Genomic DNA, 18,157 nt, shown 5'->3' on the forward strand with positions numbered 1-18,157 from the left:
AACTCCTTCATTAGTGTAATAAATCTAGCTGCTCAAGAAGACAATTTAAACGTTCTTCCGCTTCTCTTCCTTTCATTTGTCTAACTTCGTTGATCACTCTTCTGGCTACCGGGGCTTTGATCTTTTGCGTGTCCAAGCGGTTTAAAGTAGCATCCGCGTATTCGTGATAATACTGAACATCCATCAAATCCGCCCGCCAGGTTAACAATGCTTGCAGCATGCGATTGCGAATCTCCGCGTAATTCTCATCATCAAAAAGACTGTTTCTCTCCAATGGATCGGACACGCGATCGAACAGTTGCCCCGCCGCTTCGTCAAAATAATACGTAAGCTTCCAACGATTTGTCGCGATCGCAGCCGATTTGAACAAAGTTGCCGCCGCGTACTTGCGTGGCGATGCTTCGTCTTGCTTCAGCGGGTTAAACAAATCGAAACCTTGCATCGTATCAGATTGTATACCTGCGGCCCCTAATATCGTTGTCGGTATATCGTTCCACGTCGCAAAGTCCCGAACTTCATCCGCCGGCAAAGTACCCGGCATACTCATAATAAAAGGTACGCGCCATGAAGCGTCGAAATAATTGTGCTTATCATTAAATCCGTGGTCGAACAACTGCAATCCATGATCGGAAGAAAAAATAACGAGAGTGTCCTCGCGCAGCCCGGATTCGTCCAGATATCGCAGCAGTCGTCCGACCTGTTCGTCGCAATAAGCGGCTAAACCGTAGTAAAGTTTGCGAAGCTGATCCACCTTTTCTTTCAGTTCTTCCCGGTATACGACGCCTTTTGCTGTCTCTAGCTGTTCAAGCGCATGATTAAAGTTCTCATTTTGATAAGAGACTGAGTCCCTCAATCCGAGAAGAGCCTTCATTTGCTTCGGAAACCCGTCGATTTCTCCCGGAACGAAGTTGACCTCAGGCAAACTTATGTTTTCGTACAATTCCGCCCACTTGCCCGGGGGATCTATCGGTTCATGCGGACTCACCATGGAGCAGTAGGCAAAGAACGGCTCACTCTGCTCTTGTTTCCATCTATCCAACTCCTGGGTGGTCTTATCGACCAAAAAGGCCTCCATAAACAAATGGTCCGGCACCGGATTCGGATGATGGCTTATCCGGCTGTAACCGTGCTTTGCAATATGCTCCGCATAACAATCGGAGGCATTAACCATTTTTTCAGTCACAATATGCTTGACATCAAAGGAGTCAGGCACCGGTCCGAAGTGGGCCTTCCCAATGATCATATTGTAGTACCCGGCTTTTTTCAGCAAATCCGGCAGCGTTGGAAAATGTGTTCTTCTTTCCACACCGTTTTCAATGCAGCCGTGGACAGGCGTATGTAATCCCGTGATCAGGCTGCATCTTGCCGGCATACACACAGGCGAAGATGTGTGCCCTTGTTTAAAAAGCACGCCTTCCTTGGCAAGTTTGTCCAATTTGGGCGAAACGGCAAATGAGCTGCCCATGCAGGCTAACGTATCCCATCGCTGGGAGTCCGTCGTAATCAACAAAATGTTCGGTTTACTCATGTTCTCACCCTCACGAATCCGTTATATACCGCTATACCATACTTGCTCCGGAAGTTCGAACTGATCCCCGGTTTTGGCAATCCAATCCTTCAACATTCCGTGAAGCCTCTCCAAATGCCTGCGATTAAACTTACTGTAAGCAAGATTGACCATCTCATACGGATCAGAGTTCAAGTTGTACAGCAGCCATGGTTGATGCTCCAAAGCGATGTACTTCCAACCGTCGCGGGTAACTACACCTCTAAAAGGGCGATCGATCCCTTCCTCGAAGGGCCCTGGCTGCATGGCTTGCGGCAGCGGCAAGCTAATGTATGCGCTTTCAGGCATAGCTGCCGAATCGGAATTGAGAGCAGGATCCAAAATAACGGATGAATAATCAAAGCCCTCCATATCCTCAGGCACCGTAATGCCGCACAAACCAAGTGTTGTCGGGGCTATGTCAACGTGATTGACCAGCGCATTCGACCGCTTTGGCTTGTAGCTTCGGCGGGTCGGTCCGCTGACCAGAAAAGGAATGCGGATGGATTCCTCCCAAGGCGCCATCTTTCGAAATTGACCGTGTGCTCCATGCATATCTCCGTGATCGCTGAAAAAGATCACATACGTCTCTTGATCGATGCCAAGCTTCAATAACGCATCTCTTATTCGCCCGACGTTGAAGTCAATCCGCTCAATGGCTGCATAATAACCCGCCAATTCTAAACGGGCGCGTTCCTCGATGTCTTTGACGGCGGGGACGTTGGGATTCAGCCGAATGTTGGCAGGGCGGTGCCTTTTCATATCCTCCTCAGGCGCAACATAGGGGTCATGCGGAGGTTGTACGGATAGAACGCCGAAGAAAGGCTTTTTTGCATAATCTTGTGCGCCCCCTGCCTGCCGCTTCATCCACTCGATGAACAAATCGGTCAACGCATCGGTCTCATAACCGGGAAGCCTCAATGATAAAGGCCGTCCGTCTTCCCCGTCCGTATGAACATAGCCGTGAAAAGGCTGATTATTATTCTCGTATGCCCACCAATCTTCAAATCCTCCTCTTCTTTCCGGGGGGATATACCGGGTGCTGGCGTGATTTTTGGAATCTTTAAGATCCAGCTCCGGGCGGTTGCCATCCAGATGCCATTTTCCAAACCATCCGGTCCGGTATCCATGCTCCCGAAACGCATGCGCTACCGTTTTAGCTTCAGTTGACATTGGCGAGTGAAGAGCAGGAACGGTGGAACGGTGCGGATACTTTCCCGTCACAAGAGAACCTCGAAACGGCGAACAAAGAGGAGTTCCCGAGATCGCATGTGTAAAGTTGACCCCTTCAATCGCCATTCTATCGAGATTAGGTGTGCTGACATTCGGATCTAAGCGGTGGCTCATCGCTTGGGCACGCATCTGATCGACCAAGATCCAAATTACGTTGGGCTGCTTCAAGGTACCTCCATCCTTTCAACTCTCGTCCGCAATCAGCAGTCTTATTTCATTTCTTTAAAGTTGCTGCTTCCGTCCCATTTCGGGAAATGGAAATCCTCCATATCTACTTTGGCGCCCTCAGCTTTTGATTTATTTATGGCATCTTGCAGGTTTTTATTCAACTTATCGGAATGTTCCTTCAGCGTTGCTTCCACATTGGTTGCTTTACCGTTCAAAATCATCTGAAGCACTTCACCCGTGTTCGGCTTCATCTTGTCTTGCACCAAATTGCCGATTTTATTGGATACAGGAACTAATTCCGGATTGCGGGCAATGGCGTCAGGTCCGAGTATCCAAGCATCGTTATGAACTTTGACAAACTCCTTTAATTCGGGGAACGGATAATTGCTTTCGTCCGCGTTTACATCCGGCATAGGCGTTAAAGAGATCCCTTTTTTCATGTATAAATTATAATATTCTTTGGAAGTAAATGCTTCCTCGATAAATTTCCCCACCTCTTTGGCGTGCTTTGTGTTCTTGGAAACGACATAGCCACGTTCGGGAACAGCCAACGTATATCCAAATTTAGGTGTGCTTCCATCCGGCGTAGGTACATAGGCCGAGCCGAAATTAAGCTTTGGATTCAAATTTTTTAGATTAGCAAGCGACCAGCGGCCGTTTAAAAGAAAAGCCGCCTTGCCTTCCGCAAACAACGCCTCGGATTCTGATGTTTTAAACATAAAGGAAGATGGCAGAATGCTCCCTTCCTTCTTTAAAGTTAACAAGAAATTGACCGAATCTACCCAAGCCTTGGAGGCAAGGTCATATTTACCTTCAATAAAATTGAATCCGTCGAAAGGACTTTCCCCTTTACTGGCTCCGACAGCGAAGCCGGCTACAACGAGTTGAGTAAAGCGTGCCGGCGTTCCGCCTGCAAACGTTACTCCGTAAACATCCCCTTTTCCTTGCGCTGTAACTTTCTGAGCCATTTCTCTTAGCTCATCCCACGTTTTTGGGGCTTTAGGCTCCAGCCCGGCATTTTTCAAAACATCTTTATTGTAGTACAGCATATAACTGAGAGACGGACCTGAACTCGGCCAAGTATAGATTTGACCATTGAATTGGTTAACCCCTTCTTGGAACGACCCTTCATAAAAATTCTGTTTCCATTTATCTGATACTAATCCTGTAATCGGTTGAATTAAGTGCTTATCTACATAATCGGAAACTTGAGAGCCTAACGGCAGTTGGAACAAATCGGGTTCATCCCCGGAAGCAAAAGCTGCCTGTACCGCTGTGTTATGTCCTTCCCACGGAGTATATTTGGCCTCTACTCGAATTTGCCCTTTATACTTCTCGTTAAAAGTTTTGACGACCTGCTGTCCCGGACTGTCTTCCCCATCCCAACTAGATTGGTCAGCGCCCCAAACCTTTAACACGACCTCTTTGGCTCGGTTATTAGCGCTTCCATCTTTCGCTCCTTGTTTGCTGCTTTCTTGCGAACATCCGGAGAGCGCAACCGAAAATGCCATTGCTGCTGCAATCGTGACTGAACCTGTACGTTTTAACATGTTAGTTCCCCCTTGTGAAATTGCAATATCCGTTTTTACATCCTTATTGTAAACGCTTACTCTATGCATATTAAGACGCCCATTTTTTACTTTAGAGGGTCTATTTTTTACTTTGATGCTTATCGCGGTATTCTCCCGGCGTCATCCCAAAATCCTTTTTAAAGGTTCTTCTAAAATGTTTTTCGTCCCAATAGCCAACCTGTTTAGCAATTTCTATATTTGTCAAGCTTGTCTCCTTAAGCATTCTGCATGCGTGCCTCATCCTCACATCTCTCAAATACTGGACAAAGCCTTTACCTGTTTCTATTTTAAATAACCGGCTAAGATAGGAAGAGTTAAAGCCTGCCTGATCGGCCAGCAGGGAAAGTGACAGGTCTTCCATATACAAACGCTCCATCGTTTTCAAGACCGATTGAACAAGCTCTACGCCACCGCCCAAACCGGTGAGACCGATAGCCGTTTCCTTCTCAGTTGACGGCGCTTCCGTACGCCGGGACAATAATTCCTGCAGGTTGGTCAATACGGCGGAAAGCTCCTCGTTGTTGACAGGCTTTATCAAGTAATCAATCGCACCCAAGCGCATAGTCGTCCTGGCATATTCAAATTCGTCGTATGCTGAAACAATAATTACCTGCTGCTTGAACTGCCGCTCCCGCATTTCCTTCATCATCTCCAGCCCGTTCATGCCCGGCATGTTGATGTCCGTAATAATCGCATCAAAATTCCCTTGTTCAAGCTTGGCCAGTGCCTCCCTGCCGTCCCGAGCCGAATCCGTAACCGTAAATTGAACGCCTAGCCGGGCTATAATTTTTTTCAACCCTTCGCACATCCAAAACTCGTCATCCACTACTAATAAGTTATGCATAGCTGCCGTCCTCTCTGTCTTCATCCAATGGTATACGAATTTCTGCAATCGTTCCGGTTAACGGACTATAATCGATTCCAAGCCTTCCTTGCCCGCCATAGTTTAAAAATAATCGTTGGCTCACATTAAACAACCCGACATGGCCGGCCAACGGCTCCTCACCGTCGACAGCTTCGTCTGCTTGTCTGGCAAGCCTGCGCTTAATCTCCTGCAAACGCTCAGCCGCAATACCTACTCCGTTATCCGCAACACGTAAAACAAGCTCGTTATCATCCGCTTCAACGGCTGTTATCCAAATATCCCCTACTGACGACTTGGGGATCAAGCCGTGTTCGATCGCATTTTCAACTAGAGGTTGAAGGATTAATTTAAGCACCGGCTGTTCTTCAAGGTGTGCCGCAATATCAAAATGGCAGCGAATTCGTCCGGGATACCGAACTTGAATAATTTGTATATAGGCTGCTACATGATCAATTTCTTGCCGCAGCGTTTTATATTTCTCGGTATCGATGCTGTACCTGAACATTCCTGCCAGGCCCTCACTCATAATCGCGACTTCCTTCACGTCATAGACTTCACCGACACACTTTATCGTATTTAACGTATTGTGCAAAAAGTGCGGATTAATCTGCATTTGCAGCGCTTTCAATTCGGACTCCCGCTTTAATAACTGGAGCCTGGTCTCCCTAATTTCCGACAAATACACTTCTTCTTTTAATTCCTGAACTTGTTCTAGCATACGGTTAAAGCGCCGTGTCAATAAGCCCAGCTCATCCCCTCTATCGATAGGCACCCTGGCGGATAAATCTCCTTTTTCGACACGCTTCATATATTCGGCAAGCCGGATCATAGGGTTAGTGATAGCTTGACTCAAATATTTGGCAAAAAGGACGATAAACCCAAGAGCTACGCAGACGATGATCAAGATGGCCCATTTGAGGGCTTCAATCTTTCCAGACACCTCTCGAAACGGGACAGCCGCGACAATTTTCCAACCCGTCGCCTTAGAGGTTGAGAAGCCTACAAGCGTATTTACTCCATGAACCTCAGTAAACAAATAGCCTTGGTCCTGCTTAAATTCCGGCAGCAAGTTGATTTCCTTGATCAGGTCTTCCGATTCGCCCTCCCCGCTTTGATTAACGACAGACTTCCCTTCCTGTGAAATCATAAATACGGAACCTGTATTCCCAACCTGGATGGTATCAATCATACCGGATAAAAATCTCGCATCATAATCCAGCAGCAGCGTACCGCTTTCCTTCAGATCGGAAACTTTGAATATTCTGCCTGCAAACGTAACAACCGATTCCCCTTGGGCATAGTTTTGCGCATGCGCGGGAAATAAACGAAAGCCCTTTTGCTTGATGACCTCGCCATACCAAGGGTCGTTTAGAAAATCAAACCCTATTTTCGAAAAATCCTTACCGTCAGAAATGAAATTACCGTGATCGTTAACAACATAAACACCGCGTATATGAGTGTTTTGATTTGAAATGGTAGAAATGAGGTTTCTAAGGGCCTGAAGATTCGGAATCAGGGACAAATCGGCGGGATCTTTCCAATCCAGGAAAGCCTGGGTATCCGAATCAAACTGTATTAATTTGATCAAATGGGTCGTTTCTTCCGTAAAAGAACTTATTCGTTCATCAACTTGCCTAGTTGTTTGCACCATAGATGCCCCTACCTCTTCCCCAAGCGATTGAGTTAAGGTCATATAAAAGAAAGCCGCTGTAACAATAAGCGGCACAATACTTATAAAATAAAAAGTGATCAACAATTTAGGTCGAAGCTCAATATGATTCGTCCATTGATCCAACATATCGACAAATCTATTCACATGCTGTCTCTCCTATCCTTTTACGGCACCGGCAATCCCCTCTACGAAATAACGTTGAAAGAAGACGAATATGAAGATGATTGGAATGAGGGAGATGCTCGCCGCTGCAGCGGCTCCGGTCCAGTCGACGGAATGCTCGCCGACAAACTGATACATTCCGACACCAAGCGTTCTTAATTCCGGTTTATTTAAAGTAAATACTAACGGAATTAAGAAGGAATTCCAAGAGTACATAAACTGTAAAATTCCGGTTGTCGCGATCGTCGGCCTCGAAAGGGGCAGCATGACCTGAAGAAAGGTGCGCAGAAATCCCGCCCCGTCAATCTGCGCCGCCTCTTCCAACTCTCTCGGCACTCCCCGAAAAAATGCTGTAAACAATAAGATAAATAACACATGCGCTCCGCCGGCTTCTGCAAGTATAACCCCTGCAAGCGTATTATTTAATCCGAGTGAATTAACTAACGTATAGACTGGAATAATTGTATAGCCTTTAGGCAAGAACAACGTTGCGGCAACTAATACTAATATCAATTTCCGCCCCGGGAATTCGAACCGCCCTAACACATAGCCTGTCATGGCACATAGTAAGATAACAACTAGAACAACGGATACCGAAATGATCGCGGTATTGTAAAAATAAATGGAGAATTTAGCCGTCTCCCAGGCTCTAACATAGTTTTCAAATTGAAACGATTTCGGCAAGACGGACAATCCGCCCGAAATGTACTCGGAGTTCGTTTTAAACGACGCCGTTACCATCCAAATAAATGGATAAATCCAAATCAGGCCTACAACAATTAACAATAGGTGTGTAATGGGAATAACCAGCTTCTTCACAGATTTTGCAGCTTCCATATCTAATCCCTTCCTCATCAAAGATGTATGAACTTGCAGTTCTAGTGCTGCGCTCCTCGCTTTTTCCCGCCCGCCATACGGGAGAGTAAACCAAAGGCCAGCGATACGAACAAGATAGCAAAGCCGTATACGACCCCGGCTGCCGAAGCGAATCCGATTCTAGATTCCCCGCCGCCGCCGAAAGCATACCGGTAAATATAAACATCAACCATATCCGTTGAGAAGGATGGGCCACCGCCCGTCATGGACTGGACCAAATCGAACACATGCAGCGCATTCACGGCCGACAAAAGAACAATCACGGTTCCAACGGGAATCAACAGCGGGATCGTAATGAGCCGGAAACTTTGGAATGCCGAGGCACCGTCCACTTTTGCAGCTTCGTATAAATCTTTCGGCAGCGTGGAAATACCCGATAACCAGTAAATCACTTTAATCCCAAAATACTTCCAAATCCCTACAAATGTCACGATCAGCAATGCCGTATCGGCGCTGCCAAGCCAGTCGATCGGAGCATCAATCAATCCGATTGCTATAAAAACTTCGTTAACCAATCCTTTATAAGCTCCGAATATAAACTTCATAACAAGGCCAACGATAGCTGTCGTCGTAACCACAGGCAAAAAAAAGATCGTCCGATAAGCAGCGGAGCCTTTCAACCAGGAGGCACTTAATAACAGAGCCAGCAGCAATGCAAGCGGTACTTGAATAAGAACGAGTGCCCCCATGAATATAAAGCTGTTTTTAAAAGCGTTCCAAAATAACGGGTCCAAAAGGGTTTCCTTAAAATTGTCAAAGCCGACAAATTCATCTATAGGACCAATGCCGCTCCACTCGTAAAAGGCATATACATAGCTCATAATCATAGGATATAACGTAAAAGAAACATACAATAATGCTTGTGGCAGTAAGAATAAATAACACCATAGCCACCTTTTTGTTTTTAATGAATTGTTTCTTGTTGTCTTCATTACAGCCGCATGACTTATCCTGTTAGCAATCACTACAACCCCTCCTCTTTGTAGTTTAAATTGTAACCGCTACCACGAAAGCCTTAAACGCTCCATTTTTGACTTTTGAAAGGGCTTTTTTTGATGTTCGGAAACGAGACGGGTAAGGAAAAAGACAACTCTCACGCCCATACATCGGGAATGGTAGTTGTCTTCAGTGTCCTCGGGACCTCGGGAAGATTCCGCCGGAACTTTGTATGGAAGGATCGTTTGCCGCTATGGAGCTTTAGTTGATCTCCAAATAATCAATGTAAGCATCCCATGTCCCGTTATCGGCTGTTACAACGAGCTCGATCTCTTGATTTCCGGTTCCATGGCTGACATTGTTTAGGGTATAGACCGCAGGACTACTCCCGCTAAAATAAAAGGTGCCCTTTGTCTGGCCGCCGATTTTCAAATCGACTTTGGCCATGTTGGAGTTGTTCGAAGCACCGCGGAGTGAAAAATTATGGGTGCCGCTCGCGAAATTCTGTGTATATTTCACCGAATCATTGTTGGCGTATAAAGCGACTCCGTTGAACGGCGAGCTGATATTCCTGGTGTACTGGCCGCCTTTGGTCATACTCTCGGCTTCTGTTTTCGCACCTGTGTTACCACCGCTGCTTCCGCCGTCAGGCGCGACCGCCCGGCCGGTGCCCGGCGAGATCATGCCGGAGCAAAGATTCCGGCTCTTGAGGTTCTGCGCGATCTGCGGGATTGCTTGGAGCGTAGTCTGGTATTGGTCGTGCATCAGGATCACATCGCCGTTTTGCATCCTGCCCGCGGCGGCTGCGATCTGGGCGGCGGTAGCGCCGTTCCAGTCCTGGGAGTCAACGCTCCATAGCACTTCGGTAAGACCGTTCTGGGCCTCGATGGACTTCAAGGTCGCGTTGGTCTCGCCGTACGGCGGACGGAACAGCTTCGGCGCCGTGCCGGTAATGGACTGCAGCGTTTGCTGCGTGCGTGTAATTTCCGATGACATCTGCGAAACGCTCAGCTGCGTCATGTGCGGATGCGACCATGAATGGCTGCCGATCCACATGCCTGCCGCCTGCTGGTCGCGTACGAGTGACGGGTAATTCTGCGCATTCTGCCCAACATTGAAGAACGTCGCGCGCAAGCCGTTTTGCTTCAGTGTGTTAAGCAGCGTTGTCGTATTGTTGGGATTCGGACCATCGTCGAAGGTTAATGCTACATAGCCGTTCGAACAATCGGCCGCAAGCGCCTCGCTGCCCAACATCACCAGCGAGCCCGTGAACAAAGATACGACGAGCGACCCGATCGCCGCCCATTTTCCTGCTTTCGCTTTAAACATGGTTCTACCTCCTTCCGCTCTTTTAGTTGATCTCCAAATAATCAATATAAGCATCCCATGTCCCGTTATCGGCTGTTACAATGAGCTCAATCTCTTGATTTCCGGTTCCATGGCTGACATTGTTTAAGGTATAAACCGCAGAACTGCTCCCGCCGAAGTAGAAGGTGCCCTTTGTCTGGCCGCCGATTTTCAAATCGACTCTGGCCATGTTGGAGTTATTCGAAGCGCCACGGAGTGAAAAATTATGGGTGCCGCTCGTGAAATTCTGTGTATATTTCACCGAATCATTGTTGGCGTATAAAGCGACTCCGTTGAACGGCGAGCTGATATTCCCGGTGTACTGACCGCTTTTGGTCATACTTTCGGCTTCTATTTTCGTACCTGTAGTACCACCGCCACTGCTTCCGCCGATCGTAAGTGTATTGCTAGTCACATTAGCGCTCCCGCTGCTTTGATACCCCTCTATCGTAAGCGAAACTTCATTCATTTTCCCCATTTGCATTCCCATGTTCTCCCACGCATTAAAGTGTTGGCTAACAGATATGGTTCCGCTCGTGCGTTTCGACGTCCGGACACTCCAATACTGCTTAAAAGTTGTATTGCCTTTAATGGAAGGTTGGTTGACTCTGATGGTCTCATAAACGTCATATGTCCCCCCGTCAACGGTAATAGTGCCTTTTGACGTTGCGCCGGGCGGACGCCAGCTGCCCCAGCTATCGACGATGTAATATTCTACTAGCGGGTCAACCATCCACCCATAGACGCATAAATACGAATTGCCGTTTGGCTGGTAATCGACACTGTAGTTGACGGATATGTTTCCGATTTGCTTGTGTGTCTGGGTCTCGTCGAATTTCTTGCCTTTACGGAATAACGCATTTCCGATGTTGCTCCACTGTGCGCTGAACGCGCCGCCGCTATTGAGCGTCATACTCGTCGTTCCGGAATCCTTCCACAGTTCATAATAGTAGCCGTCATGGGTGCCGGTTTCATTGGAAGTGATCGTTGTTGCCGCTTGCGCGGTTACTGCAGGCAATGTAAGCGTAAAACAAATTAAAATCGCAAAAAATAACCTCATTCTTTTTTGCTTCATTTCGCATTCCTCCTTATTAGGTTAAATTGCATGTAGTTTTACTATGATGCTGTGCTGCTCGTAGCAGGCCGTCGTCTCCACTTCCTTCCAATATTAAAATTGTAAGCGATTACATTTACTATTTTATCAAACCATTCCTTCATATTTCACCCGAAAAGATTTAGTTTTTACTGTAAAAAGCTTAGTTCTTTTGGAAACGGAAATAGCATCAGGGATAGCGGTTCGTTTAAACGAAAAAAACAAACGCCCCTGTTTCGAAAGCGAAACAGGGGCGTTTGTTCATAATCGGGACGGTGCCGACCGCGCCGTTCTTTGCGGATTCATGCGGCGCCACACTGCGAGTTGGGAACTGCGCGCGTTGCGACCGAAGCTATTTAAGCTTGACCACGATATTTCCTTTCCTACTATCGTCTGTCTCGTCAATGACATTTACTTTGATGCCATACAACGGCAAAATAACTCCTGCATCCGGCATTTCCTGCGTAAAATAAGTCCGTTTATCCTCGAAAGTAGGATTTTTGGAATTGGTGGTGTCTGTTATGGTGCGCACTACAGTATCCGTACTGTAATCGATGAACATTTTCTTGTCCTTATTTGTGCTAAAGGTTGCATCGTGAACTTGGTACCTGGTGGCCGCTGCGCTGCCGTCGTTCCACCTCATCAATTTTTGCTCCGCATCGACAACATTTAAAAAGCCGTGACCGGGATGAACAGCTGTCCAGTTATCGGTGTACTGTTCGTCCGCGTACCAGATCAAGAGACCCGGTTTATAAGCCATAAGGCTTTTGCCGCGTAAAATATGGCTGAGTCCTGCGTCAACACCGGAATGGTTCCTCATCTCGAGCAAGTAATAGTGATCCGAATACTTGTAACCATCGTCTTTCGTGAAGCCGTTCAATGTGAAGCTGGAGGCAGTTCCTTCCGCGTCATCAAATGAAGACACCTTGCCGTCTGTTACTAACGAAATGTCATCTACATATAAGCCCGCCATTGCAGCGGCAACGTCGGTCCAATAATTGATTTTCAGGTTGACCTTTTTACCCGCGTAATCGTTCAGGCTAAATTTGGCGTCAATCCAGCCGTCGGATTTGCCGGTTATGCCGTTTCCGGGATTTTGCTGATTGGGATTGGCAGCGGTTGTAATGTTGCCGGGGATGCTTGACCAAGTATTCGTGCCGTATACCTGCACTTGCACAGAGCCATAATCCCAATCCTTTTCGATATCGTACCAAGTCTTGAAGTTCAGGTCTGCTGAGGTCGCATTGGTCAAGTCGATGGAAGTAAACATGGAATTATTCAAATTATTGCCTGAGCCGCTAAAGTAAGCGTATTTACCGCTGGGCGGCGTGGTTACGAGCGTTCCCTTTTTCGGAAGAGTGATCTTGACTACGTCGTTGTTGGCTGCTTTGATGCTGGCTGCGTCCAAAGTGTATTCCTTGCCTTTGGTCGTCAGCTCCGACAAGTCTACTGTATTGCCGTGGAGCCAGTTGCCGCCATAGGTATTTTGGAAAAATTGCTTGGCGTACGGACTGAAGCCTACAGGCTCGGTTCCCGGTATAGTTCCCGCCCAGCTTCCGGCTGACATAATGGACCAGTAGGCGACGGAATCGCCTTGGCCGGTATATTCCGTATCGTATTCGTCAGGAAGTCCGAGATCGTGGCCGAATTCATGGCTAAACACACCGGCCGCCCCATCCTCGGGCATAACAGTATAGGAATAAGCGGAAATTTCCGTGCCCGGTATTTTCCACGGAATGGCGGAACCGTTCACGATGTCATAGACCTTTGAGCTATGGGACCATATTGCGTCCGTTCCCAGCGTGCCGCCACCCGCCTCCTGGCCCATTCCCGAGTGGATAATCATGAGGTGATCAATAATGCCGTCTGGCTCGTTAAGGTCGCCGTCACCGTCCAAATCATTAGGGTCCTTCAGGTCGTAGTCTTGAAGATTCACATCCTTGGAAGCGGCAATTAAAGCCTCCTTGACAAGCTCTCGAATGTTCACATTTTTGCTGCTGCCGCTGTCTGCGCCATAGTAGGCCGCCGGTTTGGAGGCTTTGTACCAGCCCAGAGCTCTGCCTTCCACGTCATAACTGCCACCGGATTGCTGGTCATAGAATTGCTTTAAGGAAACGAAATTTTCGCCGTTAGGGCCGGCATAGCCGTTATTCCCAAATATCATATTCTGATAATGCGACGGGGTGTAATCCTTGTAATACATTGCCGTTTCTTTCGGTGCTAGCGAATTATGCGGAAAGTCCGGGAACTCGATCAAAAGAACAAGCGCTTTATCCTTGGTAACACTTCCGTCCCAAGAGGTTTGGGGATCATTCTTTTTCTTCTTGTGGGTGTCTGAGTTTTTATTCAAAAATCCTCTGGCAGCGGCGGATTTGCCGTACTTCTTCAAGTCTTGGGCCGACTTGATATCGGATTGGGAACGGTTCTTAATGTCCTTATCCGCATTTTGGCTTAAGTACTGCCTGATAATTTTTTCGGCTTGCTCCGGCGTTGCATCCTTTGGAATCGTTCCATTCTTCGTCAAAATTTCATTCAGCTTTTCATCGTTGGCGACTATCAGATGTTCATCGATGCCGAGCGTAGGGTCGGCATTTGGGTATTGTGCGCCTGCTGCATAGGCGCTGGTGCCAAAGCTTGCAGTTGTCATGACCGCGGCTGTTAATAAGCCTATGATTCTACTTTTTCCCATAATTAATTACCTCCTTTTGGTATATGTTATACATAAACTACCATATTAAGGATTAAGTGTAAATACATATTTTCCATAATTTATATGAAACTAGTTTGGTAGAATAAAACATAATTAAAAGAAAAAGGGGGCCGCTCATAAGTCATAAAATAACTTACGGGCGGCCCTAAAAAAATTGTTGAACAAATGAAGCTCATCCTATTTTAAATTGGAAGTGTCGAGCGACCGTTCAAAGGAGTGCTTTTGGGGGACATTCGCGCCAGTTCCCCTTCTCCCCGCTCTGAAGTCAAACCTCTTCGGCGCCGGAAAGATCATCGAATCCGACAATGCGCGCATCGTGGAAATTCACCATCACGCCGTAAGGCTCACAGATATCCAGACTCCCCTCGGCGAACAGGATGGACCAGTCCAAGCCGCCCCAGAATGTGAAACATTCGATTATTTACCTTCATTTGCCGCATCACAAAATTGTTTCAGCGCCTGCTCCAATATCGATCTGGGGCATGCAAGGTTAATACGCAGCCATCCTTCGCCCTCGGTTCCGAAAATCGACCCTTCATTAAAGGCCACCTTCGCCCGATGGTACATCAAATCCTTTAACCCGTTACGATCCAAGCCAAGCTGACGGCAGTCTATCCATAACAAATACGTACCCTCCGGCCGCAGCGGCTTGACTTCCGGTAAATGCGATGCCAGGTACTCAATTGCATATTCAAGATTGCCTTTCACATACGCCATCATCTCGTCAAGCCACTCAGCCCCTTCACGATAAGCAGCCTCCACTGCGTCCTGAGCGAAATGCTGAGCCATGTCTAAGCTGAGCGTTTTGAGCCGCTGCTCTATTTTTCTTCTTAAGCCCGCATTGGAAGCAACGATGAACGATGTATGTAACCCCGGCAAATTGAATGTTTTGGTCGCAGCCAAGCAGGTAACTGTTATATTAGCGAGTTCAGGAGATAGCGTGGCGAACGGCGTATGCGCATGTCCCGGGAAAGTTAAGTCGCAATGGATTTCATCGGAGATGACAGTGACTTGATATTTCAAGCAGAGCTCGCCAAGCTTCAGCAGTTCTTCCCGCTCCCATACGCGTCCGCCCGGGTTGTGAGGACTGCAAAGCAGCATAAGCTTGGCGCCGTCTTTAAATAAGGACTCCAAATGCTCGTAATCCATCTCGAAGCGGCCGTTGCGCAACAGCAGCGAATTTTTGGCCACTTTCCGGCCGTTGCCTTCGATCACGTGATAAAACGGATAGTAAACAGGCGTCTGTATAACAACCGGTGCGCTTGGCTCGCTGAACAATTCTACAGCCAAACTTAAGGAAGTGACTATACTCGGCGAGTCCGTGATCCAACCGGGTTGAATTTCCCAGTGATGACGGTTACGAAACCATTGGATAATGGCGTTAAAATAATCGTCTGTACGAATGGCATAACCATAAAGCCCTAATTCGGCACGTTTCTTCAAAGCTTCCGCAACTGCAGGCGGACTTGGAAAGTCCATATCAGCAACCCATAAAGAAAGTACATCCGCTTGGCCGAACAGCTTTTCGTTTTGATCCCATTTGTAAGAACGGGTGTTGCGGCGGTCAATGAAACGATCAAAAGAGTAACTCAAGACTTACCACCTCATATTATTTTCTGCGAGTTCAGTAATATATGGAATCGTACCTTATGATGAACTTTTACGACGTATTTGTCAATTCATCGGTACATAGCAAAGCACATGCCAACAACAGCATGCGCTTCTAAAAGTTTTTTATTCTTCTCTAGCATTTTCCACATATTTTTTGAAATTGTTTAAAATCGCTTGCCATCCGGACTGCTGCATCTCGATGGCGTTGGTCTCTTCCGCTTCGAACGATTCGATGATTTTCGTGTTGTTGTCTTGGCGTATAAAAACGATCTTTACTTTTCTACCGTCGGCGATCGTATAGGAGATGCTCTCGTTAACGCTCACTTCGTCGTATACTCCGCCGAAATCAAATCCAAAGCTACCGTCTTTGGCTTCCATTCTCGAGGCGAATTTACCGCCGACCTTCAGATCATTCTCGGCGTATGGCGTGTGCCAGTCATCGGAAGCCGTACTCCATTGCGTGATATGCTTCGGATCCGTCCAATACTTCCACACGCTTTCAACGGGAGAATGAACGATCGTTTCTACTGTTATCGTTACCGGTTTACCTGTTCCCATTACATAACCTCCATAAATGAATATATTATTCTCAAATATTGCCGTCAGTCATTCGCTGAAAAACGATTTACCTACAACTATTATATCATGTAAGTGGCGACTAGATTTCTTTTAGATTGCTATTGTACAAATCTGCCAGTTTTAAACCTCATGCCATAGAATCGCACCCGGAAACCATCCTGATTCGGTTCGCTACTGTCGACGATAACTTGGTCGTACTCGCAGATACCGCTGCTTACAGCGGTGGTATGGTCATCGGGGTGTCCATTGATTCGATGCTTGTAATCCGGGCAGTGATCAAACATTTATCCGCCGCGGCCAGTGCTTTTCCCGTGAAATTAATACCCCGCAAACGATCCAACGGCCGAGATCTTCGGATGAAGATCTCGGCCGTTGGAAGCCAATGCTATGGGAGGGTGTTTCATGATTGAAGGCGCAGCCTTCAATCAAACTAGCGGGCGGTTCCCGTCACTTTCCACTCCAGAATTCCGGTCGAAGCCAGATTCTTCGCTACGATTTCGAGACGCACCGCCGTTGTGCTGACCGGATCGAAGCGAGTTGTGTTATACGCATCGGCTTTCGTGCCCAAGCCCTGTGCATTGGGAACATTCCTCCAGGTTGTGCCATCCAGGTATTGGACCCGGTACGAAGCCGGTACGTCGATGCCTCCGCCATCCTTGAACCAGTACACGTCCGTCTGCGAGACGGTATACGCGCGGTCAAAATCGTATTGGACCCATTGTGTCCCAATTTGCGGCCAGTTGCCGTATACCGACTGGGTGCGGTCATTGGAATGGGCGGGGTCCAGTCCGTCATTCAGTGCTTGAATGGTCTCCCATGGAGACACATAGCTCGTAGTGGCTTTGGCCGTCAAAGCCGCATTCACGGATTCATTGCCCGCCGGAGTCGTAGGGAAACGGCGGGTATCTTTCTTAATCTGGCTCCATGTGTAGCGAAGCAGCCATACATCCCAATTGGTTATAGTAGCTGAGTTGCCCGCCCACATAATAGTTGGCTGGGGGAAACCACCCGGCGGCCGGTCCTTATCTTCGTAGAAATCGGGCATGCCGAATCCATGGCCAATCTCATGTTCCGTAATATGAACTTCATTGTTATTGACGGTGCTCAGAATATAGTCGTCCGATACACGCTGTCCCCAGTCGCCTCCGGCGCCTCCGCCAAAATTGGTCGTCCCCCACAGATACATGTCAAACCGCTTATCCAGTCCGCCGGGATAGGCATAGTTCGGATTGCTGAAGTGCTCGAACCGGGACAGCTCATTCGGAGCGACAGGCAGTGCGGCCGGAATGCGGGGATCGGTTTTGCTGAGATCATCCACGATGGTCTGGGTATATACGATTTCACCCGGCTGCCTGTCCAGAATCTGGGACGAATTGGCCACAGCCCAACCTACAACTTTGACAGAAATATCACCGTAAGGCCAGCCGTCATACCCCTTGAGATTCTTCGTCCAGTTGTTCAACTGGCGACCCAGCATCTTCTCGATATCCTTGCGCTGCTGCAGGGTCAGATTTTTGGAAGACTGCCAGCGGACCACATAGTTAATTGTTCCTTTACCTGCAAAAATTTGATCGTAGATCAAATTTTTACGACTGACGGAGCCTTCCTTGACCATGCGGTTGTTGTACACCCATTCAATGGAGGATTTGAATCCGGCAGGCATATCGGACACAGCGGCGTTTATTGCCGCTTCTGATCCCGCAGTCGCCGTGATTGCAGGCTGTTCTGCCAAAGCAGACCCGGTTCCGATTACGGATGTTGATAAAGCCATGAACATTGTTATTGCTA

At 47.7% G+C, this 18,157-nt stretch carries 14 protein-coding genes; all 14 read right to left on the reverse strand.

Translation table 11 applies throughout. From position 1 onward, the window contains the following. Positions 1-10 precede the first annotated feature (10 nt). The 14 genes from AC6RNO_RS02450 to AC6RNO_RS02515 all read right to left on the reverse strand — a co-directional run bounded on the left by AC6RNO_RS02450 (position 11) and on the right by AC6RNO_RS02515 (position 18,146). Positions 11-1,528: a sulfatase-like hydrolase/transferase gene (locus AC6RNO_RS02450; RefSeq protein ID WP_497104413.1), complete on the reverse strand. Its 1,518-nt coding sequence runs from the start codon at positions 1,526-1,528 to the stop codon at positions 11-13. Positions 1,529-1,549: 21 nt separating this feature from the next. Further along, positions 1,550-2,947, reverse strand: coding sequence for a sulfatase-like hydrolase/transferase (locus AC6RNO_RS02455; protein WP_497104414.1), 1,398 nt, complete (start codon positions 2,945-2,947; stop codon positions 1,550-1,552). A gap of 41 nt (positions 2,948-2,988) precedes the next feature. After that, positions 2,989-4,497: an ABC transporter substrate-binding protein gene (locus AC6RNO_RS02460; RefSeq protein ID WP_488437351.1), complete on the reverse strand. Its 1,509-nt coding sequence runs from the start codon at positions 4,495-4,497 to the stop codon at positions 2,989-2,991. A gap of 100 nt (positions 4,498-4,597) precedes the next feature. Further along, the gene (locus AC6RNO_RS02465) at positions 4,598-5,362 is read right to left on the reverse strand and encodes a response regulator transcription factor (protein ID WP_488437352.1); all 765 of its coding nucleotides are present in this window, start codon (positions 5,360-5,362) and stop codon (positions 4,598-4,600) included. Next, positions 5,355-7,199: a sensor histidine kinase gene (locus tag AC6RNO_RS02470; RefSeq protein ID WP_474683065.1), complete on the reverse strand. Its 1,845-nt coding sequence runs from the start codon at positions 7,197-7,199 to the stop codon at positions 5,355-5,357. The genes AC6RNO_RS02465 and AC6RNO_RS02470 overlap by 8 nt, the downstream gene beginning before the upstream one ends. Positions 7,200-7,211: 12 nt before the next feature. After that, entirely contained in the window at positions 7,212-8,054 is an 843-nt protein-coding gene (locus tag AC6RNO_RS02475; protein ID WP_497104415.1) for an ABC transporter permease subunit, read from the reverse strand. Between the two features lie 41 nt (positions 8,055-8,095). Beyond that, on the reverse strand, positions 8,096-8,920 hold the full coding sequence (locus tag AC6RNO_RS02480; protein WP_497104416.1) for an ABC transporter permease subunit: 825 nt from the start codon (positions 8,918-8,920) through the stop codon (positions 8,096-8,098). 370 nt (positions 8,921-9,290) lie between these two features. Further along, positions 9,291-10,358 carry a polysaccharide deacetylase family protein gene (locus AC6RNO_RS02485; RefSeq protein ID WP_497104417.1) on the reverse strand — a complete coding sequence of 356 codons (1,068 nt, stop codon included), beginning with the start codon at positions 10,356-10,358 and terminating at the stop codon, positions 9,291-9,293. Positions 10,359-10,380: 22 nt separating this feature from the next. Further along, positions 10,381-11,451, reverse strand: a complete 1,071-nt coding sequence (locus tag AC6RNO_RS02490) for a glycoside hydrolase family 11 protein (protein WP_497104418.1) — start codon at positions 11,449-11,451, stop codon at positions 10,381-10,383. 370 nt (positions 11,452-11,821) lie between these two features. Beyond that, positions 11,822-14,158: an immune inhibitor A domain-containing protein gene (locus AC6RNO_RS02495; RefSeq protein WP_497104419.1), complete on the reverse strand. Its 2,337-nt coding sequence runs from the start codon at positions 14,156-14,158 to the stop codon at positions 11,822-11,824. 286 nt (positions 14,159-14,444) lie between these two features. Beyond that, a complete protein-coding gene (locus AC6RNO_RS02500) occupies positions 14,445-14,570 on the reverse strand; it encodes a hypothetical protein (protein ID WP_488437358.1) in 126 nt (41 codons plus the stop codon). A 26-nt stretch (positions 14,571-14,596) separates the two neighbouring features. Next, the gene (locus AC6RNO_RS02505; RefSeq protein ID WP_497104420.1) at positions 14,597-15,772 is read right to left on the reverse strand and encodes a PatB family C-S lyase; all 1,176 of its coding nucleotides are present in this window, start codon (positions 15,770-15,772) and stop codon (positions 14,597-14,599) included. A gap of 141 nt (positions 15,773-15,913) precedes the next feature. Further along, the gene (locus tag AC6RNO_RS02510) at positions 15,914-16,348 is read right to left on the reverse strand and encodes an SRPBCC family protein (protein WP_488437360.1); all 435 of its coding nucleotides are present in this window, start codon (positions 16,346-16,348) and stop codon (positions 15,914-15,916) included. A 451-nt stretch (positions 16,349-16,799) separates the two neighbouring features. Continuing rightward, positions 16,800-18,146 carry a discoidin domain-containing protein gene (locus AC6RNO_RS02515; protein ID WP_497104421.1) on the reverse strand — a complete coding sequence of 449 codons (1,347 nt, stop codon included), beginning with the start codon at positions 18,144-18,146 and terminating at the stop codon, positions 16,800-16,802. Positions 18,147-18,157 lie beyond the last annotated feature (11 nt).

Source organism: Paenibacillus sp. sgz302190 (genome assembly GCF_059820445.1).

Excerpts from the sequence above, each read along its gene's own strand:
- AC6RNO_RS02465 (WP_488437352.1), bottom strand. The coding sequence starts at position 5,362 with ATGCATAACTTATTAGTAGTGGATGACGAGTTTTGGATGTGCGAAGGG.
- AC6RNO_RS02510 (WP_488437360.1), bottom strand. The coding sequence starts at position 16,348 with ATGGGAACAGGTAAACCGGTAACGATAACAGTAGAAACGATCGTTCAT.
- AC6RNO_RS02460 (WP_488437351.1), bottom strand. The coding sequence starts at position 4,497 with ATGTTAAAACGTACAGGTTCAGTCACGATTGCAGCAGCAATGGCATTT.
- AC6RNO_RS02475 (WP_497104415.1), bottom strand. The coding sequence starts at position 8,054 with ATGGAAGCTGCAAAATCTGTGAAGAAGCTGGTTATTCCCATTACACAC.
- AC6RNO_RS02490 (WP_497104418.1), bottom strand. The coding sequence starts at position 11,451 with ATGAAGCAAAAAAGAATGAGGTTATTTTTTGCGATTTTAATTTGTTTT.
- AC6RNO_RS02485 (WP_497104417.1), bottom strand. The coding sequence starts at position 10,358 with ATGTTTAAAGCGAAAGCAGGAAAATGGGCGGCGATCGGGTCGCTCGTC.
- AC6RNO_RS02495 (WP_497104419.1), bottom strand. The coding sequence starts at position 14,158 with ATGGGAAAAAGTAGAATCATAGGCTTATTAACAGCCGCGGTCATGACA.
- AC6RNO_RS02515 (WP_497104421.1), bottom strand. The coding sequence starts at position 18,146 with ATGTTCATGGCTTTATCAACATCCGTAATCGGAACCGGGTCTGCTTTG.
- AC6RNO_RS02450 (WP_497104413.1), bottom strand. The coding sequence starts at position 1,528 with ATGAGTAAACCGAACATTTTGTTGATTACGACGGACTCCCAGCGATGG.
- AC6RNO_RS02480 (WP_497104416.1), bottom strand. The coding sequence starts at position 8,920 with ATGATTATGAGCTATGTATATGCCTTTTACGAGTGGAGCGGCATTGGT.